Genomic DNA, 25,429 nt, shown 5'->3' with positions numbered 1-25,429 from the left:
GGCCCGCGACAGGCGTCACGTCGCATGACCGGCTTGCCTCCGCTGAAGGGCACGCCCTTCACCGGAGGCAACGCCGATTCACAGGCTCAGGAAACCGCTGTAGAGGCCATACCCCGCAATCACGGCGCCGATCACCACCACGGCGAAAATCCCCTTTTCCACTCCCGTGAAAACGGGTTGGCCCAGCTCGCGCTTGGCCTTGGCGAACAGGATGGCGCCGGGCGCATAGAGCAGCGCCGAAAGCAGCAGGTATTGAACACCGGCGGCATACACCAGCCAGACCGCGTAGATCACGGCGATCAACGCCACCAGCAGGTCCTTGCCCCTCCCGCTGGCGTCCTGCTCATAGGTTTCGTGGCGCAGTGTCAGCAACAAGGCGTAGGCCGCCGACCAGAAGTACGGCACCAGGATCATCGAGGTCGCCAGGTACAGCAGGCTGAGGTAGGTGGAGCTACTGAACAGGGTAATGATCAGGAACAGCTGGATCAGGCCATTGGAAAGCCACAGGGCATTGGCCGGCACCTGATTGGCGTTTTCCTTGCGCAGGAACTCCGGCATGGTGTGGTCGCGCGCACTGGCGAAGAGAATTTCGGCACAGAGCAGGGTCCAGGACAGCAGCGCACCCGCCAGGGAAACGATCAGCCCGACGCTGATCAGCACCGCGCCCCAGTGCCCGACCACCTGCTCCAGAACACCGGCCATGGAGGGGTTTTTCAACCCGGCCAGTTGGGCCTGGGCCATGATGCCCTGGGACAGCACGTTGACCAGCACCAGAAGCAGCAGCACGCCAATGAACCCGACCACCGTGGCCTTGCCCACATCGCTGCGCTTCTCGGCGCGGGCGGAGAAGATGCTCGCGCCTTCGATGCCGATGAATACCCAGACGGTGACCAGCATCATGCTGCGCACCTGATTCATCACACTGCCCAGCTCGGTGTTGCCCGCTCCCCAGAAATCACTGGTGAACACGTCCAGCTTGAAGGCCACCCCGGTCAGGACGATGAACAGCGCCAGTGGCACCATCTTGGCAATGGTGGTGAGGGTGTTGATGAAGGCGGCTTCCTTGATGCCCCGCAGCACGAGGAAGTGCAGGAACCACAGCAACACCGACGCGCCGATGATCGCCGGCAGCGTGTTCCCCTCGCCGAACAGGGGGAAGAAGAAGCCCAGGGTGCTGAACAGCAGCACCATGTAGCTGACGTTGCCGATCCAGGCACTGATCCAGTAGCCCCAGGCCGAAGAAAAGCCCATGTAGTCGCCGAACCCCGCCTTGGCATAGGCGTACACCCCACCGTCGAGGGTCGGCTTGCGGTTGGCCAGGGTCTGGAAGACGAACGCCAGCATCAACATGCCTACACCGGTGATCAACCAACCGATCAACGTGGCACCAGCACTGGCACTCGCGGCAATATTCTGCGGCAGCGAGAAGATACCGCCGCCGACCATGGACCCCACTACCAAGGCAATCAACGCGCCAACTTTCAATTTGCCGGTGGTGCCGGCAACCTGGGTTTCCTTATCGGGTTTAGTTTGCTTGTCGAAGTCCAACTTGCTGGTGGAGTCAACCATCTGGATGTCCTCGCCTGGCTGGCAATTTTCAGTCAAATAACGCTTCGCCAACTTCAACTCGCACAATCAGGCGAGGCGTTCCCGCAAACCGTTACTGCATCCAACGCTCGTTCAGGTCGTTTCCGGCCGCCGGGACGAAACCAGCGGAGACACCAGCTTCCGGACCATTCCCCCCTGTGCGACAGCCCAGTGCCACGGCGCATCCCGACACAGACTCTGGAAGTTTCCTGAAGTTAAACCTTCATATTCCTGTCTTGTACCGAAAACCAACCCCATGCAACGCGTTCAGCATAGACAAAGGCAGAGAGTTGAATGAGAAACATCCCGAAAGTTGTCGACCCGCAACCAACAACCCGCACTCAAACGTATACAACCCGCGAATCCACACCTATAAACCTTTACCCGTTCAGGTTTAGCAATAAGCCTTATTTCGAATAGCCATGAGGAAATATCCAGGCCTCTACCTATAAGGGGCCTCTCGGAGCACGCGATCTGGTTTCAGTGGAACACCAGCACGCCCAGCGACTGGATGCGGTAAGTCTCGCCATCGTGTCGGGCGTCGATCAGGAGCACATCGTTGGGTGCGCTGCGCAGGATGCTGATCAGGGCGATACGCTGACCATCGCCCTCGCGGTGGCCGACCAGGAAGGGGGCGTCCCGGCCGCGGACGGGCACCAGCAACGAGCGCCAGTCATCCGGTTTGGCGGTCACCAGCTGTCCTGCCTCCAGGTCTTTCAGGTCGTCCACCGCCATGCCAGGGTCCTCCAGGCGTAGCCGTAGCAGGGTGTGCAGATGCCGCGGGCGCGCCTTGAGCACCTCCTCGGCAAAGAATGGCGCCAATGCATCGGCCAGTTTTTCCGCCGGCGTGGTCAGCCAGGCTTGGGAAAAATCGGCGGCCCAGGCCTGGGCTTGCGCCGAGGCTTCGATGGATGGAAGGGACTGGAGCAGCGGCTGCAGCAACGCGCGGGTTTGCGCATCGGCTTGCCAGGCCATGGCCTGCTGCTCGTAGAAGGGGACTTCGGCCGCAGCGGCTGTCGCATTCGGGAGCTTTTCGCCCAGATCGATGCGTCCCCGCGACGGCGGATTGTCGCCATTGCGCAGGCTGGTGTTCCTGGCCACGGCGTCGGCCTGGAGCACCTGCTGCTTGTGCAGCCACTCGGCCTTGGCGGTCCTGGTATTGGCCTGGCAGAACGCAATGACCCGGTCGAACAGCCGGCTCCAATCAGGTGCTGAGCCGGGCATGGCGCGGGCCCGTCGATAGGCCAGCAGCAGGTCGTAGCTGGTGCGCGCGGCGTCGAGGCAATCCGACGGATAGATGAAGGTCTGGTCGGCCTGGTGCCGGTAGGCGCCGCCCCGTTTCTCGGGGTGGGCCCAGACCCAGTCGGGGGCGCAACGGCCTGGTGTGTCGGGGACACCTTTATGGGAGAAGGCGTCCTGCCAGCCGTGGAGGGCCTTGCCGAATCTCACCAGCCGGTCGACCTCTTCGGTCCCCTCCTCCCTGATGAGGTTCTTCACCTCCAGGCTGGCGAAGGCCTGACCGCTGTCGACGATGCGCTCCTCGGGATCGGCCGGCGGACTCTTCTGGGCGCGGAAGTGCAGCTCGCGGGTCAGCCGGCTGGCGTTCTCATCGCCCGCAAGACACAGGCGCCAGACGATGGCGTGCTTGGCGTCGAGCATGCCGGTGTCGGTCAGCTCGTTGCCGCGGGCGATGTGGTGGCTCTGCAAGGCGTCGAAGCCGGCCTGGCGGGCGAGCCACCAGGTCAGGCCATAGTGGAAGTCGGACTCATAGGCCCCGGCGGCCAGGCTTGTCATGAGCAGCAGCGCCGCCACCGGCATCGACCGAAACGCCCGCATTTGCGCCACCCTCCCCTGTGCTGTCGCCTGGAAGTGTAGCGGCGCCGTGCCCGGCGTCCCGTCGGATGCCCTGTGCGGCATGCATTGGCCGATAAGGGGCCGCGCCCTCCAGACTCAGCGCACCGCCACCCGACGAACACTGAAGCCCCAGCCCTGCTGCATGCCCAGCGCCGCGATGAGGATGGCCGCCACGCCCACCCACTGCAGCATTTCGAGCTGCCGGCCGAAGGCGACCCAGTCGACGAAGATCGCCGCGATGGGGTAGATGAAGGACAGCGCGCCAGTCAGGGCCGTCGGCAGTTTCTGGATGGCGCCATAGAGCAGCACATACATCACCCCGGTGTGGATCACCCCCAGGGTCAGCAGGATCGACCAGGTCTCCGTCCCTTGCGGCAGGCTGGACAGATTGGCCACCGGCGCCAGCAGCAGCGTGCCGGTACTCACCTGTATCAGCGCGATGAGGTGCGGCGGCACCCCGCCCAGCCATTTGATGATCAGCGCGGCGATGGCATACAGCAGCGCCGCGCCGAGGGCCAGGGCGATGCCCGCCAGGTAGTCGCCGCCGCCTTCGCCCTGCCCGCCGTGGGCGCTGACGATGGCCAGCATGCCGGCGAAGGACACCAGCAGCCAGCCGATCTTCTGCGCGGTGATCTTCTCGCCGAGAAACAACGCCGCCAGCCCCACCAGCATGAACGGCTGGACGTTGTAGATCGCCGTGCCGATGGAAATCGATGCCCGTGAATAGGACGCGAACAGCAGCACCCAGTTGCCGACGATGGCCACGCCGCTGAGCACGGCGAGCAGGAAGGTGGTGCGGGTAAGGATACCGGGCCGCAGGAAGCCCATGGCCGCGCAGATCACCAGCAGGGTCGCCGCGCCGAACAGGCAGCGCCAGAACACCACGTCCAGCACCGGCTGCCCGGAGAGCATCACCAGCCAGCCGATGGTGCCGGAGATGAGCATGGCGGCGACCATTTCCAGCGAACCGCGTTGAATTGATTTATCCATGATGGGGCTCCTCTGTGTTGGGCACAGTATGACGAGCCAGAACCCGCTGATGCCATGCGAAAGCAAAGGCGCATACGACCATCTACCTTTACTATCAAGGCATTTCCGTAAAACCGCTTAACGAGGCTGCCATGACCGATGACATCGACCAGGTACTGATTTCCGCGCTGATGGAAGACTCCCGGCGCTCCCTCAAGGCCCTGGCGCAGATCAGCGGCCTCTCCTCCCCCAGCGTCGCGGAACGCCTGCGCAAACTGGAGGAGCGCGGCGTACTCAAGGGCTACACCGTGGAGGTGGACCCGAAGGCGTTCGGCTACCAACTCCAGGCCATCGTCCGCGTTCGTCCGTTGCCGGGAAAACTGCAGGAGGTGGAGCGACTGATCCAGGAGATTCCTGAGTTCACCGAGTGCGACAAGGTGACCGGGGAAGACTGTTTCGTCGCGCGGATGTGCGTGCGCTCCATGGAGCAACTCGACACCCTGCTCGACCGCCTCAACGTCAGCGCCGAAACCAGCACCGCCATCGTCAAGAAGACGCCGGTGAAGCGGCGGTTGCCGCCGATGGCGTGAGGGCGCGGGTGATCGCGCGCCGGCTCGGAGTCGCCCTGCTCCGGCCGTCCGCTATCACGGCTGTCGATTAGCCGTATCGCCAGGGACACGTCGCGATGCGTCCGCCGCTGGAGTAAGGTCGCCACATCTCCGTAACAGAAGGCAGGTGGGCGATGGCAGCCCTGAACAACGATCCCGTACCGCACGACGCGGTCGACAGCAAGAACGACGGCACCGCGCCCATCGCGCGCAAGGCCGGCTCCCGTGGCGATGCCGCCGTGATCGCCACGCTGCTTCCCTACCTGCGCCCCTATGTGGGGCGCATTGCGGTGGCACTGGGCCTGATCGTCGCGGCCAAGCTGGCCAACCTCTATATCCCGGTCGCCCTCAAGCAGATCGTCGACCAGTTGAATGTCGAACCCGGTCTGCTGGTATTGCCGGTGGCCCTGCTGCTGGCCTACGGCGCGTCGCGCATCGGCGTCACCCTGTTCACCGAGCTGCGCCAGGTGGTGTTCGCCCGGGTGATGGCCCGCGCTTCGCGGCAGATCACCCTGAAGGTGTTCCAGCATCTGCACGGGTTGAGCCTGAAATTCCACCTCAGCCGCCGCACCGGCGGCGTGGCCCGCGACGTGGAGCGTGGCGGCAGCGCCATTTCCGACCTGCTGGACTGGACCCTCTACACCATCATCCCGACCCTGCTGGAGGTGCTGCTGGTGACAGTGGTGCTGGTCTGGGCCTATGACTGGGGCTTCGCCTTCATCACCCTTGGCACCCTGCTGGCCTATGGCGTCTGGACCTTCGCGGTGACCGAGTGGCGCACCCGCTACTACCGCGCTTCGGTGGAAGCCGACACCCGCGCCAACGAGCGCGCGGTGGACTCGCTGCTCAACTACGAGACCGTGAAATACTTCAACAACGAGGCCCACGAGTCGACGCGCTACGACGAGAACCTGCGTGTGCTGGAGAACGCCAGGGTCAAGGCGACCAAGTCCCTGGCGCTGCTCAACCTGGGCCAGACCGCCATCGTCGCCGTCGGCGTCACCGCCATGATGTGGCGCGCCGCCGCCGGCGTCGTGGCCGGCGAGCTCACCATCGGCGACCTGGTGCTGGTGAATACCTACCTGCTGCAACTCTCCGCGCCGCTGTTCATGCTGGGCATGATGTACCGCGAGGTGAAGCAGGCGCTGACCAACATGGAGCGGCTGTTCGGCCTGCTGGACGAACGCCAGGACGTACAGGACGCGCCGGGCGCCATTCCCCTGCAGACCCGCCGCCCACGGGTGCGCTTCGAGCAGGTGCATTTCGGCTACGACCCGCGCCGGGAAATCCTCCATGGCGTGGATTTCGAGATTCCCCCCGGCGGCACCGTCGCGGTGGTCGGCCATTCCGGCTCCGGCAAGTCCACCCTCGCCCGCCTGCTCTACCGCTTCTACGACATCGACGCCGGGCATATCCGCATCGATGGCCACGACCTGCGCGAGCTGGACCAGGGCTCGGTGCGCAGCGCCATCGGCATCGTTCCCCAGGACACCGTGCTGTTCAACGACACCCTCTACTACAACATCAGCTACGGCCGCCCCGAGGCCAGCCGCGAGGAGGTCGAGGCCGCCGCCCGTGCCGCGCACATCCACGACTTCATCCTGCGCCTGCCGGATGGCTACGAAACCCAGGTGGGTGAACGTGGCCTCAAGCTTTCCGGCGGCGAGAAGCAGCGCGTGGCCATCGCCCGCGCGCTGCTGAAGAACCCGGCCATCCTGATCTTCGACGAGGCCACCTCGGCGCTGGACTCCAAGTCGGAGAAGGCCATCCAGACCGCCCTGGACAGCATCCAGGTGGGTCGCACCACCCTGGTCATCGCCCACCGCCTGTCCACCGTGATGGACGCCGACCAGATCCTGGTGATGGACGCCGGGCGGATCATCGAGCGAGGCACCCACCGCGATCTGCTGGATGCCGGCGGCACCTATGCGCAGATGTGGTTGCTGCAGCAGCAGGAGCCGGAAGTGGTCGGCTCGCCGGTCCCCAGCGTGAAGGGTTGATCACGCTCGGGTAGACCTCCACCGTGGGCGTGCGGCCTACTCCTTGGCCTCCAGCACATCCCCGGCCCAGCTCAGGGCGGCGACCACGGTGGGGAAGCCGATGGTACTGGTCAGCGCCAGCAGGGCATGGTGGATATGCTCGGGACTGGCGCCGGCCTCCAGGGCGCGACGGGTGTGGCTATGGACCGCGCCTTCGGAATGGCTGGCCGCCGCGGCGGCCAGCTGAATCAGTTGCAGACTGAGCTCATCCAGCGGACCGGCCTGGCGCACCACGGCGCCAAGGGTTTCCACCGCCTGGAAGTACGCGGGGTGCTGCTTCTTGAAGCGTTTGTAGGTTTCGAGATCGTGCTTGCGTTCCATGGGGCCACCTCGCTAGGGGATGCCCTTTCAGCTTAGGAAACCCTCGGCGGTCGCACGATCTATGGTTAAAGGACTCGCCCGCCCGCAGGGAGAACCGTCCCCATGCCCAGACCTCGCCACGGCCTCCGCACACACTGCGGGGTGCGCTCCCGCCGGATTCCATCACCGCCGACAGCATGGTCCGCAGCCTGATCGGCGCCGTCCTGCTGGCCGTCGCGCTCTATCTCGGAGTCGGCGCGTTGCTCTTCGTCTTCCAGCGGTCGCTGATCTATTTCCCCCAGCCCCGCGCCATCGGCGGCGCCGACCGCCTGCTGATGCTGCCGGTGACGGACCAGCGGATCGCCGTCACCGTGCGCCCTCTGGCCAGCACCAGGGCGTTGATCTATTTCGGTGGCAATGCCGAGGACGTCTCGCGCAGCCTGCCGGACTTCGCCGAAGCCTTTCCCGAGCACGCCCTCTACCTGCTGCATTACCGGGGTTTTGGCGACAGCACCGGCAAACCCACCGAGGAGGACATCCAGCGCGACGCCCTGGCGCTGTTCGACAAGGTCAGCGCCCTGCACAAGGACGTAGCCCTGGTCGGCCGCAGCCTGGGCAGCGGCGTGGCGATTCGCCTGGCGAGCCAGCGCCCGGCGACGCGGCTGGTGCTGGTCACGCCGTACAACAGCATCCTCGAACTGGCCCAGCGGCAGTTCCCGATCTATCCGGTGCGCTGGATGCTCGAAGACCCGTACGAATCCTGGCGCTACGCCCCGGCAATCACCGCGCCCACCCTGGTGATAGTGGCGGAACGGGATGAAGTGATTCCGCGCTGGAGCAGCGAAAAGCTCTTCGCCCGCTTCCGTTCCGGCGTAGCCCGCTGGGAGGTGATCGCCGGGACGGGGCACAACGACATCGGCACGCGGCCGGAGTACCTGCGGCTGATCCGCAGCGCCCTTTAGGCTAGGCGCAGCCGGACGCAGGACTCAGCATCTCGATCTCGCGGACATCGAACTCTCGACGCAGGTAGTCCATGCGTTCTTCGTGGAAGCGGCGCATGTGCGGCAGGGCGATATGGCGCTCGAAATGGGCGCGGCTTTTCCAGACCTCGTAGAAGATGAACAGGGTCGGGTCCCGGGCGTCGCGCAGCATGTGGTATTCGATGCAGCCCGCCTCCGCGCGGCTGGGTTCGACGTAGGCGCGGAACAGCGCCTCGAACGCATCGGCTTGCTCGGGGCGGGTGTGGGCGTGAAGGATGAAGCCATAGGGTTGAGTCATGGGGTGTCGTCTCGGACCGGTCTTTCTATCAACCTTATCGCAATACAATTGCCGAAATTCATGATTTAGCAGCAAGTATCAATTGCGCCACGGCCGGTTTTTCCGCCTGGATGCCCCCGGTAGTCTGCCGCCACATCACCTTGCGGAGGCACACCTGCCATGAAAAAGATCCTGTTGCTCAACGGCGGCAAGAAGTTCGCCCACTCCAATGGCCAGTACAACGACACCCTGCACGATGCCGCCCTGGCCTTCCTCGACCGCGCCGGTTGCGACGTCAGGGAAACCCGCATCGACGCCGGCTACGACGTCGCCGAAGAGGTGCAGAAGATTCTCTGGGCCGATGTGCTGATCTACCAGATGCCGGGTTGGTGGATGGGCGCACCCTGGACCGTGAAGCGCTACCTGGACGAAGTGTTCACCGAAGGCCACGGCAGCCTCTACGCCAACGACGGCCGCACCCGTTCCGACGCGTCGCAGAAGTACGGCAGCGGCGGCCTGATCCACGGCAAGCAGTACATGCTCTCGCTGACCTGGAACGCGCCCCAGCAGGCCTTCGATGACCCCACCGACTTCTTCGAGGCCAAAGGCGTGGACGCGGTGTACTTCCCCTTCCACAAGGCCAACCAGTTCCTCGGCATGCACGGCCTGCCCACCTTCCTCTGCGTGGACGTGATGAAACAGCCGAACATCGAGGCGGACGTGAAGCGTTATGAGGACCATCTGGCCCAGGTTTTCGGTATCGCCGTCTGAGGCCCGCAGGGCCGGAGCATCAGAGCATCGCCGTTCCGGCGAGTGCGGCCGCCAGGGCAATCGCCAGCACCAGCAGGCCGACCAGCAACCGGTTCGGCGACTGCCGCGCCGCGTCACTGGGCGCGGCGCTCTGCTGTTGCGCCGCTGCCCGTAGCGGGTTGGCGACCGGCTGGCGGCCAGCCGGTCGCGGCGCAACCGGCTTCGGCAAGCGGGCCAGGGGCATGAACAGGGTGGCGTCCTCGTCCACCGCCTGGGGCGCGGCCACCCTGGGGCCGATCACCAGCAGCGTCACCGAGCCCATGCGCACCTGGTCGCCCGGCTGCAGCACGGCAGCGCTCACCCGCTGCTGATTGACGAACACCCCGTTGGCCGACGCCAGGTCCTTGATCTCCAGCACGTCGTCCTTGAGGAAGAACTCGCCGTGCCGACGCGACAGTTCCTGGTCGCTGAAACACAACTCGCACTTCACTGAGCGACCGAAGGTCATGGAGCCGGTGACGTGGTACTTCTGCCCCTCGTGTTCGCCCTTGATCACCTGCAGGAACCAGCGCGTCGCGGCTTGCGCCCGGGGCACGGCCTTGGCCGGGTCCACCAGCAGCAGTTCGAGGGCGCCGATGCGCAGCCGGTCACCGGAACGCAGCTGGAAACGCGTACCGATGCGCTCGTCATTGACATAGGTGCCGCCGGGTGTGCCGCAATCGCTCAGGTAGTACTGGCCGTGGTCCTGGCGGATCTCCGCGTGGAACAGGCCGACCTCCGGGTCCGCCAGGACTAGGCTGTTGCGACTGTCCTGGCCGATGGTGAAGCGTTCGTCCACCAGCCAGATCGGCGCCTGACGATTGTCCGCGAAGTGAATCCTGAGCATGGAAGGTCCTTGGAGGCAGGGCACTCGACAATGATAGCCATATGCCGCCAGATTCGATCCGGCGATGGCTGGCCGTCAGTTGAAAAGACGATTCCAGAACCGCTTGATCGGGTTGCTCTGTTCCTGCGACTTCGCCGGCGCCTTGGCCGGACGGCCGGCCGCCACGCGCGCACCCTTGGCCTTGCGCACCCGCTGCTCGTGGACGGCCCGCAGTTCGAGCAGGGTCGGGTTCGCCGGTGCGACCTGCAGCCCGGCATCGATGTACTCCAGCGCCAGGGCGAACTCCCGACGGCTGTAGGCCTCTTCGCTGAGGTCGACGAAACGCTGCGCCACCCGCTCCAGGCCAGCCATGGCCTGTTCGTTGTCCGGTGCCCAGGCCAGGACCTGCTGGTAGTAGAACACCGCGCTGTCCTGCTCCGGCTGCACCAGGCGGTCTTCGCCCAGGCGCTGCTCGGCCAGTACCAGGGCGTTGGCGATGCGCGCCGCCAGCACCCGCTGCAGGCCGTCACCGGCCTTGGCGTTGTCGTCGTCCAGGCGCAGCGCTTCGTGGAAGTAGAAATCGGCGTTGTCCCCGGTCGGCTCCACCAGCTTGCCCTCGGCCAGGCGCTGTTCGCCCAGCGCCAGCAGATCGGCGACCTTCATCCGCAGCACGACGTAGTAGCCGCCCGCGCTGGACACCACCAGCAGCGCCAGCCCGGCCAGCCCCCAGAGCAGGCCGGCGTAACGGCGGCCGGCCCGTGGCGGCGCCGGCCGCTCCAGCGGCGCGGCCGGGGCGATGCGGGTGAAGTCGAGATCGAGGTCGCACAGCGCGTTCAGGCTGTCCAGCAGCACACGGCAGTCGGCGAAGCGCTCGTCCGGGTCCTTGGCCAGCATGCGGTCGATCAGGTGCTGGTAGTCGCCCAGCCCACGACGCAGCCGGGGCGGCTCCATCTGCACGTGGTTGAGCACGGTTTCGGCGTAGCTGGCGCCACGATAGGGGTTCTCGCCGGTCAGCAGCTCCAGCAGGATCACACCCAGGCTGTAGATGTCGCTGCGCGCGTCCAGCGCCTGGCATTGGGCCTGCTCCGGGCTGCTGTAGGCCGGGCTGCCCACGGCGACGTTGAACTGAGTCAACTCGCTGTCCAGCTCCAGGTCCTTGGCGATGCCGAAATCGGTGAGCACCGCGGTGCCATCGTCGCGGAAGAGGATGTTGGCCGGTTTGATGTCCCGGTGCACCAGGCCCTTGCCATGCACCACGGCCAGGGCGCCGGCGATCTGCCGGACGATGCGCAGGGCTTCCAGGGGTTCCAGCGCCTGTCCCTTGTGGCGGCCGAGATCGCCGCCGGAGAGGTACTCCATGGCCAGGTAGTGGCGGCCATCGGGCAGGCGGTCGATGGCGTGGATGGTGACGATGGAGGGATGGTGCAGGGAGGCGAGCATGCGCGCTTCGCGGATGAAGCGATCGGTGAAGGCATCGTCATCCAGCCTGTCCAGAACCTTGACCGCGACCTGGCGGCCGAGGGACTCCTGGGTGGCGAGGTAGACCTCGGCCATGCCCCCCTTGCCCAAGCGGCCATGCACCCGGTAGCCGGGTATTTCAAGCGGATTGTCGTTCATGGGTTTGGTCTTCGCGGTTTGAGCAATCGGCTCAGGATCGATTTCGACCTGCGTGATACCGCGGTGGTTTCCGGCGGCGCCAGGCCGATGACGATGCAGGAGATGTTGTCCCGGCCGCCAGCTTCGCATGCCAGTCCCAGCAGGTGCGCCACCAGCTCTTCCAGGGTGTCCGCGCTGGCGCACTGGGCGAGGATTTCCGCGTCCTCCAGCTCGCCGGTCAGGCCGTCGCTGCACAGCAGCAGCAGTTCGCCAGGCTCCAGCCGGCCGTCCAGCCAGCCCACATCCAGCGTCTGCTGCTCCTGCCCGAGGCACTGGGTCACCACATTGCGCCGGGGATGGTGGCGGGCCTCCTGCGGACTCAGTTCGCCCGCATCCACCAGGGCCTGGACCAGGCTGTGGTCGTGACTGAGGCGGGTGATGCCGTCGAGGCCGACGCGATAGGCGCGACTGTCGCCGGCCCAGACCAGGCCGAACGCCGCGCCGTCGAACTTCACCGCGACCAGCGTGGTGCCCATGCCGGAGCCCGACGCCGCCGCCAGCACCGCGCGATGAGCGGCCTGCACCGAGGCCTCCAGGCCCTCGCAGGCCGCCACGGCATCGCGCAAGGCGGCCACCGCCACCGCGCTGGCCACCTCGCCGCGCTGGTGGCCGCCCATGCCGTCGGCCACCGCCCATAGCCCCAGCTCGGGGGCGCAGAGCAGCGCGTCTTCGTTGTGTTCACGCACGCAACCGGCAATGGATTGCGCGGCGTATCCCAGGAGCTCGGACATGGGGTCCCTACTACCGTCCAGCGATGATTTCACATCATGCGGCGACGGCCGGGGCGCTGTCATCGCCTGGCGCATGAAGTGTTAAGCAGTCGAGGATTCGTCCGGCCATGCAGCCGTCCTCCGGGCGGCTATGCTGTTTTCATCGGCTTCGCAAATCACAGGCTCACGCAGCCCAGGAGGTGGTAATGGCCATTGAGCGCTTCAAGGCAAGGATGCGCTGAACCATCCACCCTCACGGGGAGGTCACCACCATGAGCAAAGGTCTCGACGCAAAACGCGAGGCGAAGAAAAAGCCTCAGAAAACCCTCCAGGAAAAACGCATGGCCAAGCGCACCCGGAAATCCGGCACGGGCATTCTCGGCAGCCACGCGCCGAATCCCTGAAGGCCCCACGGCAACGAAAACGCCCTCCTTTATGGAGGGCGTTGCGTTTCAGGACAGTGCCGCCGGGACGTCAGAGGAACATCCCGCCCGAGGCTTCCACCCGTTGTCCGTTGATCCAGCGGCCGGCATCGGACAGCAACATGGCCACCGCCGCGCCGATGTCTTCCGGCAGGCCGACCCGGCCCAGGGCGGTATTGCCGGCGATGAAGGCATTGACCTGGGCGTTGTCGCGCACCACGCCGCCGCCGAAGTCGGTCTCGATGGCGCCGGGCGCCAGCACATTCACCGAGATGCCGCGCGCACCGAGTTCCTTGGCCTGGTAGCGGGTCAGCACTTCGATGCCGCCCTTCATCGCCGCATAGGCGGCATAGCCCGGCAGGGCGAAACGGGCGAGGCCGGTGGAGATATTGAGGATGCGTCCCCCGTCGGCGATCAGCGGCAGCAGTTTCTGGGTCAGGAAGAACGGCCCCTTGAGCTGGACGTTCACCAGTTGGTCGAACTGTTCCTCGGTGGTCTCGGCGAAGCTGGCATGGATGCCGATGCCGGCGTTGTTCACCAGGAAATCGAAGCTGTCGCGGCCGAACTCGTTCTTCAGCAGTCGTCCCAGGCTGGCGGCGAAATCATCGAAGGTGGCGCTCTTGCTCACGTCCAGCTGGAGCATGGCGGCGCGCCCGCCCAGGTCGGTGATTTCGCGGCTGAGGGATTCGGCATCGTCCAGCTTGCTGTGGTAGGTGCCGATGATGTCGATGCCCTGGGCGGCCAGGTGCTGCGCCATGCTTTTGCCGAGGCCGCGGCTGGCGCCGGTGATGAGTGCGATCTTGCGGGTCATTGCCGTGCTCCTGACTGCGGGTGGGGAAGGTGTGAGGACTTTATTGTCCGGATAGTTCGCGATAAATATGCTGATACCGGAATCACTGATCGGCTCAATCGAACAATCCGGAGCGAGGTGCCACACGGATGAACAAGCTGGAGCTACTGAAAACCTTCGTACGGGTCAGCGAACTGTCAAGTTTCACCCAGGCGGCGGACAGCCTCGGCCTGCCCCGTTCCACCGTCTCCGACCAGGTGCAGGCGCTGGAGGAACTGCTGGGCACGCGCCTGTTGCAGCGCACCACGCGCAAGGTGCAGGCCACCCAGGATGGCCTGCTGCTCTATGAGCGCAGCCGCGAGCTGCTGGCGCAGATGGACGAGTTGGAAGGGCTGTTCCGCCAGGATGCCAGCGCCCTGAGCGGCCGCATCCGGGTGGACATGCCGACCGTGCTGGCACGCAAGGTGGTCCTGCCGCGCCTGGGCGAGTTCAGCGACCGCCACCCGGGGGTGGAGCTGGAAGTCAGCAGCACCGACCGACGGGTGGACCTGGTCCGCGAGGGCTTCGACCTGGTGCTGCGGGTCGGGCCTGTGCTGGACGCTTCGCTGGTGGCGCGCCCCCTGGGCGCCTTCCCCATGGTCAACTGCGCCAGCCGCGCCTACCTCGCCGCCCACGGCGTGCCGCGTGACTTGGACGACCTGTCCCGGCACCGGCTGGTGCACTACGTCTCGGTGCTGGGCAGCCGACCGCCGGGGTTCGAATACCTCGTCGATGGCAAGCTGCAGCAGCGGCCCATGGCCGGCAACCTGACGGTGAACAATGCCGAGGCTTACAGCGCCGCCTGCCTGGGCGGCCTGGGGCTGATCCAGGTGCCGCTGCACGGGGTGCGCGAGTACCTGGAAAGCGGTGAGCTGGTGGCGCTGCTGCCGGCGTATCCACCGCCGCCGCTGGAAGCCACCCTGCTCTACGCCCATCGCCGCCTGCCGCGCCGGGTGCGGTTGTTCATGGACTGGCTGGAGCAACTGGTGCACGAACAGTCCGCCCCCTGGTTCCAGGCGGAATAGGTGCTGCGCTTGCCGCTATCGCGCAGGAAGAGACCGAGCGACTCGTCGGTTTTCCTGGCGATTCGCTGCGCACCGTGACAGGGGCGAGGCAGGCGTTGCGGCGGGCCCTGGCGCCCGTCACGCGGCACTACGATCTGACGGCCGGCGAATAAAAGGTTAGGCATTCCTCGCAAGCACAGGTATTGTGTCGAGCGCTGTGATGCACGTGTCACCGGGAAACGGTCTGTACTTTAGCGGTCCCCTCTTCATCGGTTGCCGACTTTCTGCACTCAGTGACAGGCTGGAACGGTCCAGCCCAGCAATAATTCAGTTTCTAGGAGACATTCCAATGTCCGAGCGCCAAACCGGCACCGTCAAGTGGTTCAACGATGAAAAGGGCTACGGCTTCATTACCACCGATAACGGCCCGGACCTGTTCGTTCACTACCGTTCCATTCAGTCCGCCGGCTTCAAGAGCCTGAAGGAAGGCCAGAAGGTTTCCTTCATCGCCGTGCAAGGCCAGAAAGGCATGCAGGCCGACGAAGTGCAAGTGATCTGATCACGAGCCGAAAGAAGAACCGGCCTTCGGGCCGGTTTTTTTTTCAGCGGTTTCAGGCCCCTCGCCGGCCAGTACGAACAGCGGAAGCGATAGACATGCGTATCAAGACCTCCCACAGCAGCACCCCCAAACCCCCTGCAGCCACCACCAGCCGTGAAGACCTGGAAGCCCAGGTCGCCGCCTTCCTGAAGCAGGGTGGCGAGATCCAGGAAATCGCCAAGGGCGTCAGCGCCCAGGTGGCCCCCAGCCGCCACATCCGCATCGGCAACAAGTAAGCCCCGTCTGGCGTCCCGAGGCGGACAGGCACGCGACCTGCCGCCGGGCGCCACCGCCCTGCCCTCGCCGGACTAAACTCCACGCAGGCCGATAATGGCCGAAACCCGGGGGTAAAGGCCGGACGGGGAACCGGCGCCAACCAGATGGGAGGCGTCCCATGCAGCGGCACTACTACATCAGCGACAACCTCAAGGATCTGGAAAGGGTCGAAAGCGAACTCGAAGCGCAGGGCATCGACCACGAACAGATCCACGTGCTCAGCGAGCGCGATGCCGACGTCGAGCACTACCGGCTCCACGGCGTTCCCTCCGTGATGAAGCGCGACATGCTGAACTCCGGCCTGATCGGCGTCGGCATCGGCGTGGCCCTGGCGGCCCTGGTGATGCTGCTGGCCTGGTTCGGCGGCTGGACCGGCACGGCGGCCGGCTGGATTCCCTTCATCTTCTTCGCCATCGCCCTGTTCGGCTTCAGCGTCTGGGAAGGCAGCCTGTACGGCATCCAGACACCCAACCCCCTGGTGAAGCGTTTCCAGCGCCCCCTGGACGAAGGCAAGCATGTGTTCTTCGTCGACGTGAAACCCGGCCAGGAAGCTGTCCTTGCCCACGTCGTCGGCCATCACCCGAGGCTCCGCACCGCCGGCACCGGCCGGGCGACGCCGGAATGGGCCGAAGGCCTGCAGCACCGTCTGCATCAACTGCGCAAGATGATCTGACTCCGCAGCGCGATGGCGGATGCAACGCCTGGCGTCATCCGCCTCCTCTAGCCTTCCGCCACGTCGTCCGGGCCCGCCAGCATGCTGGCGCGGGCCTCGGCCAGCAGCCAATCGATCAGGCGGCGCACCTTCTCCGCTGGCGGCGACCTGCGGCTCCACGCCAGCCGGTAGGCCCAGGGCGTCGGCAGGCGGCAACGCCCGCCGAAGGGCAACACCAACCGGCCATGGGCGATGTCATCGCAGGCCAGCGCGGTGGACCCCAGGGCAAAGCCCTGACCGCTCACGGCACCCTGGATGGCATGGCCGATCAGGCCGAAGCGCATCCCGCCCTTCACCGGCCCCGGCTCGCCCACATAGGTGGCGAACCAGTCTTCCCAGCTCGGCAACTGCAGGTTGGCGCTGTTCTTCCAGTGGGTGTGGATCAGCCGCGCACGAAGCATGTCGCGGGGTTCGCGCAGCACACCGAACTGTTCCAGGTAGGCGGGGCTGCACACCGGAAAGAACGCTTCGCTGAACAGCAGTTCGCTGGCCGGCAACGGCGTATCGGTGGTGGTGAAGCGAATGGCCAGGGTAGCTTCGCCGCGCTCCAGGTCCACCCGTTGCTCAGTGGCCTCCAGGCTCAGGGTTATGTCCGGGTTGCTGGCGGCGAACTGGTTGAGGCGGCGCATCAGCCAGTGGCTGGCAATGGATGGCGCGCAGGTGATGTGGATTGGTCCTTCGTCCTGGCCGCGCAATTCGTCGGCACCCCGTACGAGCAGTTCGAAGGCCTGGGCGACGGTGCCCGCCAGGCGGCGGCCGTTGTCGTTGAGGGTGACGGTGTTGCGGGTGCGGTCGAACAGGCTCACCCCCAGTTCGGCCTCCAGCAGGCGGATCTGCCGGCTCACCGCCCCCGGGGTCACGGACAGTTCTTGGGCGGCTTCGGTGAAATTGCGGCTGCGCGCGGCCACCTCGAAGGTGCGCAGGGCGATCAGGGAAGGGAGGCGCATGGTGCCGGTTCGCTTTGAGTTCAAGTCAAAGCATGATGACAAATCATCGTTTGAATGCAAGGTGCCCGAGGGCCGATCCTACAGCCCTTGACGGCCCCTGCCGTGCCCCTCTGCCTTGCGAGTTCTATGATGAAACCCTCCCGCCTCCCCCTGGACTGGTTCGCCTGTGGACTGATGTTCGTCCTCTGCATCTGCTGGGGCTTCCAGCAGGTGGCGATCAAGCTGACCCTGGACGACGTGCCCTCCATCCTGCAGCTGGCCATTCGCTCCGGCGGCGCGGCCCTGGTGCTCGGCGCCCTGGTCCTGTGGAAGGAAGGTCGTAACGCCTTCCGCGACGGCACCCTGCTGCCAGGCATCGCGGTCGGCGCGCTGTTCGCCCTGGAGTTCCTGTTCATCGGCGAAGGGCTGAACCACACCAGCGCATCGCACGTCTCGGTATTCCTCTATACCGCCCCCATGTTCGCCGCCCTCGGTCTGCACCTGATGCTCCCCGAGGAACGCCTCTCGCCCCTCCAGTGGTTCGGCGTGCTGGTGGCCTTCGGCGGTATCGCCGGAGCCTTCCTCGGCAAGCCTGCCGGCGCGCCCGGCAACGCGCTGCTGGGCGACGCCTACGCCCTGTGCGGCGCCTTGGCCTGGGGCGCCACCACGCTGGTGATTCGCGGGTCGTCGCTGTCCGAGGCCAACCCGGTGAAGACCCTGTTCTACCAGTTGTTCGGCGCCGCCCTGCTGCTGACGCTGGTGGCTTTCAACAGCGGCCAGACCGATATGCAACTGACCCGGACCGCGGTGATCAGCCTCGGCTTCCAGGTGGTGGTGATCGCCCTGGTGAGCTACCTGGCCTGGTTCTGGCTGCTGCGCCGCTACCTGGCCTCGCGCCTGTCGGTGCTGTCCTTCATGACCCCGCTGTTCGGCGTGACCTTCGGCGTGCTGGTCCTGGGCGAGCAGATCGACCTTTCCTTCGCCATAGGCGCCACCCTGGTGCTGGTCGGCATCGTGCTGGTCAGCGGTGCCGAGTTGCTGCGCGGCCGCCGGCCGCGCAAGGTGCTGGCCGCCTCCGAAGCCTGATCAACGCCGCCGGATGCGCTCCACCAGCAGCCGGCCGTCCGCCCCCCAGCGTCCGCGCACTTCCACGTAGTCGCCAGCTTCCGGCGACTTGTCGAGGCGCGTACCGGGGCCCACCACCAGCGGCAGCGAATCCAACGTCCAGCCCTCCCCCAGCACACCCTGCAGCCGTACCCGCGCGCCCACCGGACTGGGAGCCGGCTGGCCATTGGAGTCACGGGCGCCCTGGTCGATCCAGTCGACGATCAACTGGGTTTCCTCCGCGCTGAGAAAAGGCGGACCGTCGAACGGCATCCGCGGTCGTGACTGGCCGCGGATGCGCCGCACCAACTCGCTGGCGCTGGCCGCGCCGGGCACGACGCGCATGCGCTCGTCGCGGTCGAGGATGGCCGTGTAGGCATTCAGCAGCAGTCCTTCCGGCGCGGAACCCATGAGGCCGTTGCTGGAGTGGCACTTGACGCAGCGGCTGGCGAAGATCGGCGCCACATGCGCATAGGTCACCGGCTCGCCCGCCGGCGGTCGCTGCGGCGGAACGGGCTCGACCGTCGCGCTCGCCGGCTGGCTGCCGGGCTGCAGGCCGCCGGCTATCCAGCCTTCGAACAGGGCGATTTCCGCATCGCTGAGAAAGGGTGGCCCGGTCATCGGCATGCGCGGCTGGCTCTGTCCCTTGAGCCGGCGGACCAGTTCGCTGCCGGCCGGGTCGCCAGGCTTCACCACCTCGCGGTTACGGCTGCCCTTGAGCAGTTCTTCGAGGCTGGTCAGACGCAGCCCGAGCGGCGCCGCCTCGCTGGCGTGGCACATCACGCAGCGCGCCTGGAGGATGGGCTGGATCGCGTCGAAGCTGACGTCCTGCGCCCAGGCCAGAGCGGATGCCAGGAACAGCGAGCAGAGTGTGACCAGACCCGGCGCTGTGTTCATTTCGACCCCATCTCGGCAGTGATTGCCTCGCTAAGCCTAGTGAATCGACCCGCATCGCGCCGTCGCGCGGAACCCCGCCGGCATCCGCCGGTCAGTCTATTCGAGGCCGGCCGACGCCGGCCCCAGGCCCCGGACTCCATCCAGTCGCCGCTGCGGAGCCCGGGGCTTTACCCTGCACCTGGGCCGGAAATCTCCGTACACAGAATCGCCAGGTCGGCGTGTTTCCTCGGAGCCAACCCTGGGCAATGATGGCCGCCGCCTGTCGTAACTGGAGACACACTGCATGAAACCTGCCCACCGCCTCACTGCCCTGCTGCTCGGCGCCAGCCTGCTGGCCGGCTGCGAGCTGGCCGAGGAGTCGGCCAACACGCTGGCGGAAAAAGCCGAGGCGGCCGCCCAGGAGATCGCCCGGGAAGCCATCGGCGAAGCGGTCAACGAGTTGAACAAACGAGTGGACGAGGTCCAGGCCTCGGCCAAGGCGCTGCTCGGCGAGCAGCGGAAGGAAGAAGCCCGCGAGGAATCGCCGCGCGGGCCGTCGAACAAGCATGAGGGCGAGGAAGAGGATGCCCTGCTGCCCCCCTCCGGCATCGAGACCTGATCCCTGGCGAGTGCGGCCGCGCGCCCCTGTCGCGGCCGCCGGGCCTCAGGCGCGCAGGTAGCGCGGCAAGGGCTTGCGATGCAGCACCTTCAGGGAGTCCAGCGGCGGAACTTCGCCATGCTCCAGCGCAAGGTCGCGCTTGAGCGTACTCACCAGCCAATCCAGCTGCGCCGTCGCCGCCACCACACGCTGGAAGAATTTCCCCTCGCGTTCCAGCGTCAGCACGAAACCACCATCCGGCCGAGGCTTGCGGCTGAGTTGGTATTCCGGAAAGGCGCTGATCAGCTTGTCAAAATCCAGATCCATGTCTTCTCTCCCAGAAAAATGATTGCTCCTGCACCCGTCGGTTGTGTGCATGCCAGCGCTATGACAACGGAAACGCCAAATAAATCAGCCAGTTGCAATCTTTTTTAACAACTTTCGCCATGCATTGCGCACGATTCAGGCCGTTTCCAGCGTGCAATTTGCAGGACCGATGCAATGCAAAGCCCCCGGCCGGAGCAGGCTCCGAACCGGGGGCTGTGTATTCAGGGCGGCGAGAAGCGCGCTTGGCGCGGATCAGAGCAGTTCGATGCGATCGTCCTCGATGCGGATCAAGCCCTGCTTGTACAGCCCGCCGATGGCCTTCTTGAAATTGCCCTTGCTTACGCCGAAGCGCTGGCTGATCAATTCAGGCGGGCTCTTGTCGGAAAGTTTCAGCACTCCGCCCTCGGCCCGCAGCGCGGCGATGATCTGCTCGCCCAGGCCACTGACCGCCTCGGCACCGACCGGCTGCAGGCTCAGGCTGATCTTGCCGTCGGGACGGATTTCCTTGACGTAGCCCTTCTCGCGCATGCCGCTGCGCACGAACTTGAAGACTTCGTTCTTGTGGATCAGCCCCCAGTGCTGACCGTCGATGATGGCCTTGAAGCCGAGGTCGGTCCGCTCCACCACCAGCAGGTCGACCTCCTGGCCAGGACGGTAGCGCGGCGGGGTTTTGTCCAGGTAGCGGTCCAGGCGCGCGGTCGCGGTGACGCGGCGGGTACGTTGATCCAGGTAGACGTGCACCACGCAGTAGTCGCCAACCTGTAGCGGGCGCTTCTCTTCCGAATGGGGAAGCAACAGGTCCTTGGGCAGGCCCCAGTCGAGGAACAGGCCGACCCGGTTGATCTCCACCACCTTGAGGCTGGCGAAACCGCCCACCTGTACCTTGGGCCTGAGCGTGGTGGCCAGCGGGCGGTCTTCGCTGTCCAGGTAAAGGAAGACGTTCAGCCAGTCGCCTACCTCGGTGGGCTGATCCTTGGGCACATAGCGATTGGGCAGGAGGATTTCGCCGTCGGGGCCACCGTCCAGGTACAGGCCGAAGTCGGTGTGCTTGGCCACCTGAAGTGAATTGAATCGCCCGATAAGTGCCATCTTCGCTACCTCTGTGAGTCGAAGCGGCATTCTACCCGCTGGCCGGCCGGCGAACCACGCGAAGCATGGCTTCCAGGAGGGCCCCTTCCCCGGCGCAAAGGCCGCCAGCAACCCGCTGAATTTTCATTCCGCGGAACTGTCTACTGGCCGCTAGCACAATAATGTTTCAGAATCGTGTCGTCGCACCCGCGACCCCGAAGCATTCCGGCCTCACTCGACGGAATTTCACCGCCCGATCTCAGGAGTTCCTGTGCGCCCATTCAGCCGTTGGCTGCCGCAGTCCTCATCGCTCGCACCACTTGGCGTGCTGTTCCTGGTCATTCCCGTCGCCAGCCGTTACTGGCTGGGCTGGTCCTCCCCCTTCGGCTATCTGTCCGACCTCGCCGTCGGCAGCTTCCTGATCGCGCTGCTGCATGGCCGCTCGCTGCTGCTGGCGCTACCGCTGATGCTGCTCTGGTGCCTGATGATCCTCGGCAACGCCGAACTGGTCGGCGCCGTCGGCCGCATGCCGGAGCCCGGCGACCTCAAATACCTGCTCGACCCGCAGTTCGTCAGCCACTCCACCCAGGGCGGCGGCATCACCTACCCGTACCTGGGCCTGGCACTGGGCGCCAGCGTGCTCGCCTGTCTGCTGTGCTGGCGGCGGCGCACCCGCGCGCTGCACTGGAAATGGTTCGCCGCCCCGGCGACCCTGCTCGCGGGCCACGTTGCGCTGCAGGCCGTGCAGCCCAGCGACGCCGATCAATGGCGGCAATTCAACCTGCCCCACAAGCTGCTGGCCAGCGCCGTGAACACTGGCCAATTGGCAGTCGAGGACTGGCTCGATGGCGACCAGCCGGAAACGCCGCCGGACATCGCCGCCCTGACGCGCCTGGACCTCGACGGCGCGCCGCTGCTCGCCGGCCCCGGCCGTGCGCGCAACGTGCTGGTGATCACCCTGGAAGGCATTCCCGGTGCCTACATCGCCGCCAACCGCGCGGCGATCAACAGCAGCTACCAGGATTCGCCGATGCCCAGGCTCAGCGCCTGGGCGGAACGCGCCATGACCACACCGGACTACGTGCTGCACAGCCACCAGACCATCCGCGGGCTGTATGCCATGCTCTGCGGCGACTACAGCAAGCTGGACTCGGGCACGCCCAAGGGCCTGGAACTGCTGAACAATCCCGCCCGGGCCAAGGCCTGCCTGCCCGCGCAGATGCGGCAGCACGGTTTCAGCACCCACTTCCTGCAGGGCGCGGGGCTGCGCTTCATGGCCAAGGACAAGATCATGCCGCAGATGGGTTTCGACAAGACTCTGGGGCGCAACTGGTTCCGCAACAAGGCCTACCTTGAATTCCCCTGGGGCATGGACGACAAGGCCTTCTTCGAAGGCGCGCAGACCTACGTGAAGCAACTGCGCCAGCAGAAGAAACCGTGGATGCTCACCCTGCTCACCGTCGGCACCCACCAGCCCTACTCGGCGCCCGCCGACTACCTGCTGCGCTACCCGGACGCCAAAAAGGCCGCCATCGCCTACCTGGACGACGCGGTGGACGCCTTCCTCAAGGGCCTGGAGAAACAGGGCGTACTGAAGGACACCCTGGTGATCGTCACCTCGGACGAATCCCACGGCCTCGAAAACGTCCGCCTCGCCTCGGCCTGGGGGTTCAACCTCGTACTGGCACCCGAACAGGCGTCGCTGCCGCCGATCAAGAGCGGCGTCTACGGCCACGTCGACCTGACCGCCTCCATCCTCGACTACTTCGGCTACGGCGTGCCGCGGAACCTGGCCGGCCGCTCGCTGTTCCGCGACTACGCCAGCGGCCGCGAGATGATGTCCTACACCAACGGCAAGCTGCGCCATCACGACGGTCTGGATACCTTCACCGAGTGCGATTTCCGCCAGGTCTGCCGGCGCTACCAGAGCGAAGGATTCATTGCCGATGAAGCCCGTTACCTGGGCAGCTACCGCGGCAAGAAGGCCCGCCTGGTGTCCCAGCGCGCGGCCCTGCTGGACCAGTCGCTGCTGGACGGCAACCTCGGCCAGGAATACCAGTTCGCCAGCCGCGAGCGCATCCGCCTGAAGGAAAAGGCCAGGGATGACTGGGCCGACAACCTGATCGGCGCGCAATACATGGAACTGCCGAAGAACAGCCGCACCCGCGTGCAGATGTCGATCAAGGTCGTGCGCATGGACAAACGGGGTGCCCAGTTGCGGCTGAAGGCCAAGGAGTTCGAGCGCGATGTGGCCCTGCCGATGCCCGAGATGCCACTGCTGAAACAGGGCAAGCCACTGAAGGTCGATTTCGCCTTCGACAACCCCGAGGCACGCAAGGCGTTCTCCTTCCACCTGCTGGCCGAAGGCCGCGGGGAGATCGAGATCAGCGACTTCCGCGTCACGACCGAGCTCCTGCCGGCGCCGGTCGTGACCGCTGGCAATAGTGATCCGCTGGCACAGCATCGCGCGCCGCACCCCATCACCACCCTGTTCGGCCTGTTGGCCCGCCAGCAGGACGCCACGGAGAGCGAGCTGGAGACGCCGGGCGAAGAACGCGCCGTGCTACCCGAGAGCGCCGAGCCGCGCTTGCCGCAGTATCACTGAGGCCCTGCCTTGCCAGGCGGCTCGTGGGGCCCGCAAACGAATTCGCACCAGCACGTGTCGCCCAGCCATGAACCGCGACATCAGGGCAGGGTCGCCCGGGTCGCGTTGCGGCTGTGGCTGCCGAAATGTCGGATCAGGCGTACCAGGGCCTGGTCGAGCTGCACGTCATCGGGCAGCGAGGCCAACTGGTTGCCCTGGCTGAACCCCGGCTGCGCCTGTCCGCCCGCCAGCCAGTGGGCGATCCGCGCGTCGAAGTCATCGGCGGCCTCGTAGGCCTCCCTGGACACCACCCGGCGCAGGGACTCGCCGTCGAACGGCGGGTAATCCCCATCCGTGCGGCGGTCGGCGTAGGCACGCAGCAACGGACTGTCGTTGCGCCCCTCACGCAGCAGCCTGCGCAGCCAGTCGGCCTGGTACCGCTCCACCTCGGTATGCCGGTTGGCCACCTGTTCGATGGCCGCCAGCCTGTCGTCGTCCAGTCCCACCGCCGCCTTCAAGGCAATCCAGAGTAGCCGGGGCATGGCCTGTCCCGGCACGGCCTTGGCGTGGTAGGGCTGGGTCAGGTCCTGGATGTAATGCAGGCCCCAGCCGAGGAAGCGGTAGCCCCAGTAAGGGTGGCCGCTCTCGAAGGCGAAGCGCGCCAGCCCCAGGTACTGGTAGACCCGCACCTCGGGGTAGGTGCGCGCCAGGTACGGCGCGGCGCGGTAGATGATCTCGTCCTCGTGGTAGTAGCCGATATGGAACGGCGCCTGGGACGAGTACTCGAAGCGGGCATCGCCGAACGGTTGCGTGCCGAAGTTGTAGCGGGCGCCCATTTCGCCGGGGTTGTCGCTGAACAGGTTGATGTCGTGGCCGTAGTCCGGCTCGTCGGCAGCGCTGGCCACCACCGCCAGGGCCGGCAGCATGTCGCCGGGTTTTACCTGGAAGAAGCGCCATTCGCGCCAGAGACCGAGCGTGCGGAACACCAGCACATCGGCGGCCTCCAGCGGCTGGCGTCCGCGCCAGTCCATGCCCGGCAGCGCCTGGACGAAATAGGCCAGCCTGATTTCAGGGTTCACCCGCAGTGCCATCAGGAAGGCCTTGCGAGGGTCGCCGCTGTGGCTGGGAATCCAGCGCAGGTCATCGGGCCTGGCGGGATAGTCCGGCAGATGGTCGCGGAAGAACGCCTCCTGCTCGTCCAGCACGTATTCCAGCGCCACGCCCTCCTCTTCCAGGAACGCCTCCAGGCTTTCCACCCGCACCGGTGGCGCATCCTTGACCTGCGGCAGCGCCGCCAGCGCCAGGGCGGTGCCCAGGGCATGGTTGGACCAGGCCAGGGCGGCGGACGGCAGGCCAGCCAGGCTCAGGCCGAGGGCGAGCGCCAGGTACTTCATCGATCACTCCAGGGGCAGGTTTTCGCGCAGGGCCCACCAGCGTACCAGCCACTTCACGGGCCTTCACTGACCAGCCAGGACAGCCGGACTCACCGATCAAGCCGTCAGGAACCACT

Annotated in this window: 26 protein-coding genes; 12 read left to right on the top strand and 14 right to left on the bottom strand. The window is 66.0% G+C overall.

Going from position 1 to position 25,429, the window contains the following annotated elements; all coding sequences use genetic code 11:
- Positions 1–78: 78 nt before the first annotated feature.
- From arcD to PJW05_RS09580, 3 genes are all read right to left on the bottom strand, one after another.
- Positions 79–1,446, bottom strand: a complete 1,368-nt coding sequence (gene arcD / locus PJW05_RS09590; RefSeq protein ID WP_271412195.1) for an arginine-ornithine antiporter — start codon at positions 1,444–1,446, stop codon at positions 79–81.
- 621 nt (positions 1,447–2,067) lie between these two features.
- Positions 2,068–3,423, bottom strand: coding sequence for a hypothetical protein (locus tag PJW05_RS09585; protein WP_271411481.1), 1,356 nt, complete (start codon positions 3,421–3,423; stop codon positions 2,068–2,070).
- 114 nt (positions 3,424–3,537) lie between these two features.
- Positions 3,538–4,431 carry a DMT family transporter gene (locus PJW05_RS09580; protein WP_271411480.1) on the bottom strand — a complete coding sequence of 298 codons (894 nt, stop codon included), beginning with the start codon at positions 4,429–4,431 and terminating at the stop codon, positions 3,538–3,540.
- A gap of 131 nt (positions 4,432–4,562) precedes the next feature.
- Between PJW05_RS09580 and PJW05_RS09575 the strand changes: the two genes are divergently transcribed.
- Both PJW05_RS09575 and PJW05_RS09570 read left to right on the top strand, forming a co-directional pair.
- A complete protein-coding gene (locus PJW05_RS09575; protein ID WP_271411479.1) occupies positions 4,563–5,000 on the top strand; it encodes an Lrp/AsnC family transcriptional regulator in 438 nt (145 codons plus the stop codon).
- Positions 5,001–5,152: 152 nt separating this feature from the next.
- Entirely contained in the window at positions 5,153–7,018 is a 1,866-nt protein-coding gene (locus tag PJW05_RS09570; protein WP_271411478.1) for an ABCB family ABC transporter ATP-binding protein/permease, read from the top strand.
- 36 nt (positions 7,019–7,054) lie between these two features.
- Here PJW05_RS09570 and PJW05_RS09565 read toward each other — a convergent pair whose 3' ends face one another.
- Positions 7,055–7,378 (bottom strand): carboxymuconolactone decarboxylase family protein, encoded by a 324-nt coding sequence (locus tag PJW05_RS09565; protein WP_271411477.1) that lies wholly within the window; start codon positions 7,376–7,378, stop codon positions 7,055–7,057.
- Between the two features lie 176 nt (positions 7,379–7,554).
- On the opposite strand from PJW05_RS09565, the gene PJW05_RS09560 reads away from it, so the two are divergent.
- Positions 7,555–8,319: an alpha/beta hydrolase gene (locus PJW05_RS09560; RefSeq protein WP_271411476.1), complete on the top strand. Its 765-nt coding sequence runs from the start codon at positions 7,555–7,557 to the stop codon at positions 8,317–8,319.
- Position 8,320: 1 nt separating this feature from the next.
- On the opposite strand, the gene PJW05_RS09555 is transcribed toward PJW05_RS09560, so the two are convergent.
- Positions 8,321–8,635: a putative quinol monooxygenase gene (locus PJW05_RS09555; protein WP_271411475.1), complete on the bottom strand. Its 315-nt coding sequence runs from the start codon at positions 8,633–8,635 to the stop codon at positions 8,321–8,323.
- 159 nt (positions 8,636–8,794) lie between these two features.
- Here PJW05_RS09555 and PJW05_RS09550 point away from each other — a divergent pair, with 159 nt between their 5' ends.
- Positions 8,795–9,385 (top strand): NAD(P)H-dependent oxidoreductase, encoded by a 591-nt coding sequence (locus tag PJW05_RS09550; protein WP_271411474.1) that lies wholly within the window; start codon positions 8,795–8,797, stop codon positions 9,383–9,385.
- A gap of 19 nt (positions 9,386–9,404) precedes the next feature.
- Here PJW05_RS09550 and PJW05_RS09545 read toward each other — a convergent pair whose 3' ends face one another.
- From PJW05_RS09545 to PJW05_RS09535, 3 genes are all read right to left on the bottom strand, one after another.
- Positions 9,405–10,250: an FHA domain-containing protein gene (locus tag PJW05_RS09545; RefSeq protein ID WP_271411473.1), complete on the bottom strand. Its 846-nt coding sequence runs from the start codon at positions 10,248–10,250 to the stop codon at positions 9,405–9,407.
- A gap of 75 nt (positions 10,251–10,325) precedes the next feature.
- The gene (locus PJW05_RS09540; protein ID WP_271411472.1) at positions 10,326–11,846 is read right to left on the bottom strand and encodes a serine/threonine-protein kinase; all 1,521 of its coding nucleotides are present in this window, start codon (positions 11,844–11,846) and stop codon (positions 10,326–10,328) included.
- Positions 11,843–12,616, bottom strand: coding sequence for a PP2C family protein-serine/threonine phosphatase (locus PJW05_RS09535; RefSeq protein ID WP_271411471.1), 774 nt, complete (start codon positions 12,614–12,616; stop codon positions 11,843–11,845). Before PJW05_RS09535 ends, PJW05_RS09540 begins: the two co-directional genes overlap by 4 nt.
- A 251-nt stretch (positions 12,617–12,867) precedes the next feature.
- Between PJW05_RS09535 and PJW05_RS09530 the strand changes: the two genes are divergently transcribed.
- The gene (locus tag PJW05_RS09530; RefSeq protein WP_271411470.1) at positions 12,868–12,999 is read left to right on the top strand and encodes a hypothetical protein; all 132 of its coding nucleotides are present in this window, start codon (positions 12,868–12,870) and stop codon (positions 12,997–12,999) included.
- A 70-nt stretch (positions 13,000–13,069) separates the two neighbouring features.
- Here PJW05_RS09530 and PJW05_RS09525 read toward each other — a convergent pair whose 3' ends face one another.
- Positions 13,070–13,828: an SDR family NAD(P)-dependent oxidoreductase gene (locus PJW05_RS09525; RefSeq protein WP_271411469.1), complete on the bottom strand. Its 759-nt coding sequence runs from the start codon at positions 13,826–13,828 to the stop codon at positions 13,070–13,072.
- 128 nt (positions 13,829–13,956) lie between these two features.
- On the opposite strand from PJW05_RS09525, the gene PJW05_RS09520 reads away from it, so the two are divergent.
- From PJW05_RS09520 to PJW05_RS09505, 4 genes are all read left to right on the top strand, one after another.
- Positions 13,957–14,871, top strand: coding sequence for a LysR family transcriptional regulator (locus PJW05_RS09520; RefSeq protein WP_271411468.1), 915 nt, complete (start codon positions 13,957–13,959; stop codon positions 14,869–14,871).
- 328 nt (positions 14,872–15,199) lie between these two features.
- Positions 15,200–15,409, top strand: coding sequence for a cold-shock protein (locus tag PJW05_RS09515; protein WP_044871522.1), 210 nt, complete (start codon positions 15,200–15,202; stop codon positions 15,407–15,409).
- 95 nt (positions 15,410–15,504) lie between these two features.
- Positions 15,505–15,684 carry a hypothetical protein gene (locus PJW05_RS09510; RefSeq protein WP_271411467.1) on the top strand — a complete coding sequence of 60 codons (180 nt, stop codon included), beginning with the start codon at positions 15,505–15,507 and terminating at the stop codon, positions 15,682–15,684.
- A gap of 158 nt (positions 15,685–15,842) precedes the next feature.
- On the top strand, positions 15,843–16,397 hold the full coding sequence (locus PJW05_RS09505; protein ID WP_271411466.1) for a magnesium transporter: 555 nt from the start codon (positions 15,843–15,845) through the stop codon (positions 16,395–16,397).
- A gap of 47 nt (positions 16,398–16,444) precedes the next feature.
- Here the strand turns inward: PJW05_RS09505 and PJW05_RS09500 are convergent, their stop codons facing one another.
- Positions 16,445–17,383 (bottom strand): LysR substrate-binding domain-containing protein, encoded by a 939-nt coding sequence (locus PJW05_RS09500; RefSeq protein ID WP_271411465.1) that lies wholly within the window; start codon positions 17,381–17,383, stop codon positions 16,445–16,447.
- 129 nt (positions 17,384–17,512) lie between these two features.
- Between PJW05_RS09500 and PJW05_RS09495 the strand changes: the two genes are divergently transcribed.
- Positions 17,513–18,448, top strand: a complete 936-nt coding sequence (locus PJW05_RS09495) for a DMT family transporter (protein ID WP_271411464.1) — start codon at positions 17,513–17,515, stop codon at positions 18,446–18,448.
- Here PJW05_RS09495 and PJW05_RS09490 read toward each other — a convergent pair whose 3' ends face one another.
- Entirely contained in the window at positions 18,449–19,363 is a 915-nt protein-coding gene (locus PJW05_RS09490; protein WP_271411463.1) for a c-type cytochrome domain-containing protein, read from the bottom strand. It abuts the gene before it with no gap.
- A gap of 283 nt (positions 19,364–19,646) precedes the next feature.
- Between PJW05_RS09490 and PJW05_RS09485 the strand changes: the two genes are divergently transcribed.
- Positions 19,647–19,961 (top strand): hypothetical protein, encoded by a 315-nt coding sequence (locus PJW05_RS09485; protein ID WP_271411462.1) that lies wholly within the window; start codon positions 19,647–19,649, stop codon positions 19,959–19,961.
- A gap of 45 nt (positions 19,962–20,006) precedes the next feature.
- Here PJW05_RS09485 and PJW05_RS09480 read toward each other — a convergent pair whose 3' ends face one another.
- Entirely contained in the window at positions 20,007–20,267 is a 261-nt protein-coding gene (locus PJW05_RS09480) for a DUF3509 domain-containing protein (protein WP_271411461.1), read from the bottom strand.
- Positions 20,268–20,519: 252 nt separating this feature from the next.
- Positions 20,520–21,356 carry a CvfB family protein gene (locus PJW05_RS09475; RefSeq protein ID WP_271411460.1) on the bottom strand — a complete coding sequence of 279 codons (837 nt, stop codon included), beginning with the start codon at positions 21,354–21,356 and terminating at the stop codon, positions 20,520–20,522.
- A gap of 250 nt (positions 21,357–21,606) precedes the next feature.
- On the opposite strand from PJW05_RS09475, the gene PJW05_RS09470 reads away from it, so the two are divergent.
- Positions 21,607–23,940 (top strand): LTA synthase family protein, encoded by a 2,334-nt coding sequence (locus tag PJW05_RS09470; RefSeq protein WP_271411459.1) that lies wholly within the window; start codon positions 21,607–21,609, stop codon positions 23,938–23,940.
- Between the two features lie 80 nt (positions 23,941–24,020).
- Here PJW05_RS09470 and PJW05_RS09465 read toward each other — a convergent pair whose 3' ends face one another.
- The gene (locus PJW05_RS09465; RefSeq protein WP_271411458.1) at positions 24,021–25,313 is read right to left on the bottom strand and encodes a phospholipase; all 1,293 of its coding nucleotides are present in this window, start codon (positions 25,311–25,313) and stop codon (positions 24,021–24,023) included.
- Between the last annotated feature and the right edge of the window lie 116 nt (positions 25,314–25,429).

This window comes from Pseudomonas sp. Q1-7 (assembly GCF_028010285.1).
In the GTDB taxonomy this organism is placed as follows: Bacteria; Pseudomonadota; Gammaproteobacteria; order Pseudomonadales; family Pseudomonadaceae; genus Metapseudomonas.
Note: the sequence above shows the minus strand (reverse complement) of the source record. Positions and strands in the feature narration are given on the sequence as shown.

Bases quoted from the DNA above. Each gene is read 5' to 3' on its own strand.
- PJW05_RS09495 (WP_271411464.1), top strand. From the start codon at position 17,513: ATGAAACCCTCCCGCCTCCCCCTGGACTGGTTCGCCTGTGGACTGATG.
- PJW05_RS09525 (WP_271411469.1), bottom strand. From the start codon at position 13,828: ATGACCCGCAAGATCGCACTCATCACCGGCGCCAGCCGCGGCCTCGGC.
- PJW05_RS09490 (WP_271411463.1), bottom strand. From the start codon at position 19,363: ATGAACACAGCGCCGGGTCTGGTCACACTCTGCTCGCTGTTCCTGGCA.
- PJW05_RS09520 (WP_271411468.1), top strand. From the start codon at position 13,957: ATGAACAAGCTGGAGCTACTGAAAACCTTCGTACGGGTCAGCGAACTG.
- PJW05_RS09535 (WP_271411471.1), bottom strand. From the start codon at position 12,616: ATGTCCGAGCTCCTGGGATACGCCGCGCAATCCATTGCCGGTTGCGTG.
- PJW05_RS09530 (WP_271411470.1), top strand. From the start codon at position 12,868: ATGAGCAAAGGTCTCGACGCAAAACGCGAGGCGAAGAAAAAGCCTCAG.
- PJW05_RS09510 (WP_271411467.1), top strand. From the start codon at position 15,505: ATGCGTATCAAGACCTCCCACAGCAGCACCCCCAAACCCCCTGCAGCC.
- PJW05_RS09550 (WP_271411474.1), top strand. From the start codon at position 8,795: ATGAAAAAGATCCTGTTGCTCAACGGCGGCAAGAAGTTCGCCCACTCC.
- PJW05_RS09580 (WP_271411480.1), bottom strand. From the start codon at position 4,431: ATGGATAAATCAATTCAACGCGGTTCGCTGGAAATGGTCGCCGCCATG.
- arcD (WP_271412195.1), bottom strand. From the start codon at position 1,446: ATGGTCGGCGGCGGTATCTTCTCGCTGCCGCAGAATATTGCCGCGAGT.
- PJW05_RS09485 (WP_271411462.1), top strand. From the start codon at position 19,647: ATGAAACCTGCCCACCGCCTCACTGCCCTGCTGCTCGGCGCCAGCCTG.
- PJW05_RS09575 (WP_271411479.1), top strand. From the start codon at position 4,563: ATGACCGATGACATCGACCAGGTACTGATTTCCGCGCTGATGGAAGAC.
- PJW05_RS09565 (WP_271411477.1), bottom strand. From the start codon at position 7,378: ATGGAACGCAAGCACGATCTCGAAACCTACAAACGCTTCAAGAAGCAG.
- PJW05_RS09465 (WP_271411458.1), bottom strand. From the start codon at position 25,313: ATGAAGTACCTGGCGCTCGCCCTCGGCCTGAGCCTGGCTGGCCTGCCG.
- PJW05_RS09500 (WP_271411465.1), bottom strand. From the start codon at position 17,383: ATGCGCCTCCCTTCCCTGATCGCCCTGCGCACCTTCGAGGTGGCCGCG.
- PJW05_RS09515 (WP_044871522.1), top strand. From the start codon at position 15,200: ATGTCCGAGCGCCAAACCGGCACCGTCAAGTGGTTCAACGATGAAAAG.
- PJW05_RS09540 (WP_271411472.1), bottom strand. From the start codon at position 11,846: ATGAACGACAATCCGCTTGAAATACCCGGCTACCGGGTGCATGGCCGC.
- PJW05_RS09555 (WP_271411475.1), bottom strand. From the start codon at position 8,635: ATGACTCAACCCTATGGCTTCATCCTTCACGCCCACACCCGCCCCGAG.
- PJW05_RS09480 (WP_271411461.1), bottom strand. From the start codon at position 20,267: ATGGATCTGGATTTTGACAAGCTGATCAGCGCCTTTCCGGAATACCAA.
- PJW05_RS09560 (WP_271411476.1), top strand. From the start codon at position 7,555: ATGGTCCGCAGCCTGATCGGCGCCGTCCTGCTGGCCGTCGCGCTCTAT.
- PJW05_RS09570 (WP_271411478.1), top strand. From the start codon at position 5,153: ATGGCAGCCCTGAACAACGATCCCGTACCGCACGACGCGGTCGACAGC.
- PJW05_RS09545 (WP_271411473.1), bottom strand. From the start codon at position 10,250: ATGCTCAGGATTCACTTCGCGGACAATCGTCAGGCGCCGATCTGGCTG.
- PJW05_RS09585 (WP_271411481.1), bottom strand. From the start codon at position 3,423: ATGCGGGCGTTTCGGTCGATGCCGGTGGCGGCGCTGCTGCTCATGACA.
- PJW05_RS09475 (WP_271411460.1), bottom strand. From the start codon at position 21,356: ATGGCACTTATCGGGCGATTCAATTCACTTCAGGTGGCCAAGCACACC.
- PJW05_RS09505 (WP_271411466.1), top strand. From the start codon at position 15,843: ATGCAGCGGCACTACTACATCAGCGACAACCTCAAGGATCTGGAAAGG.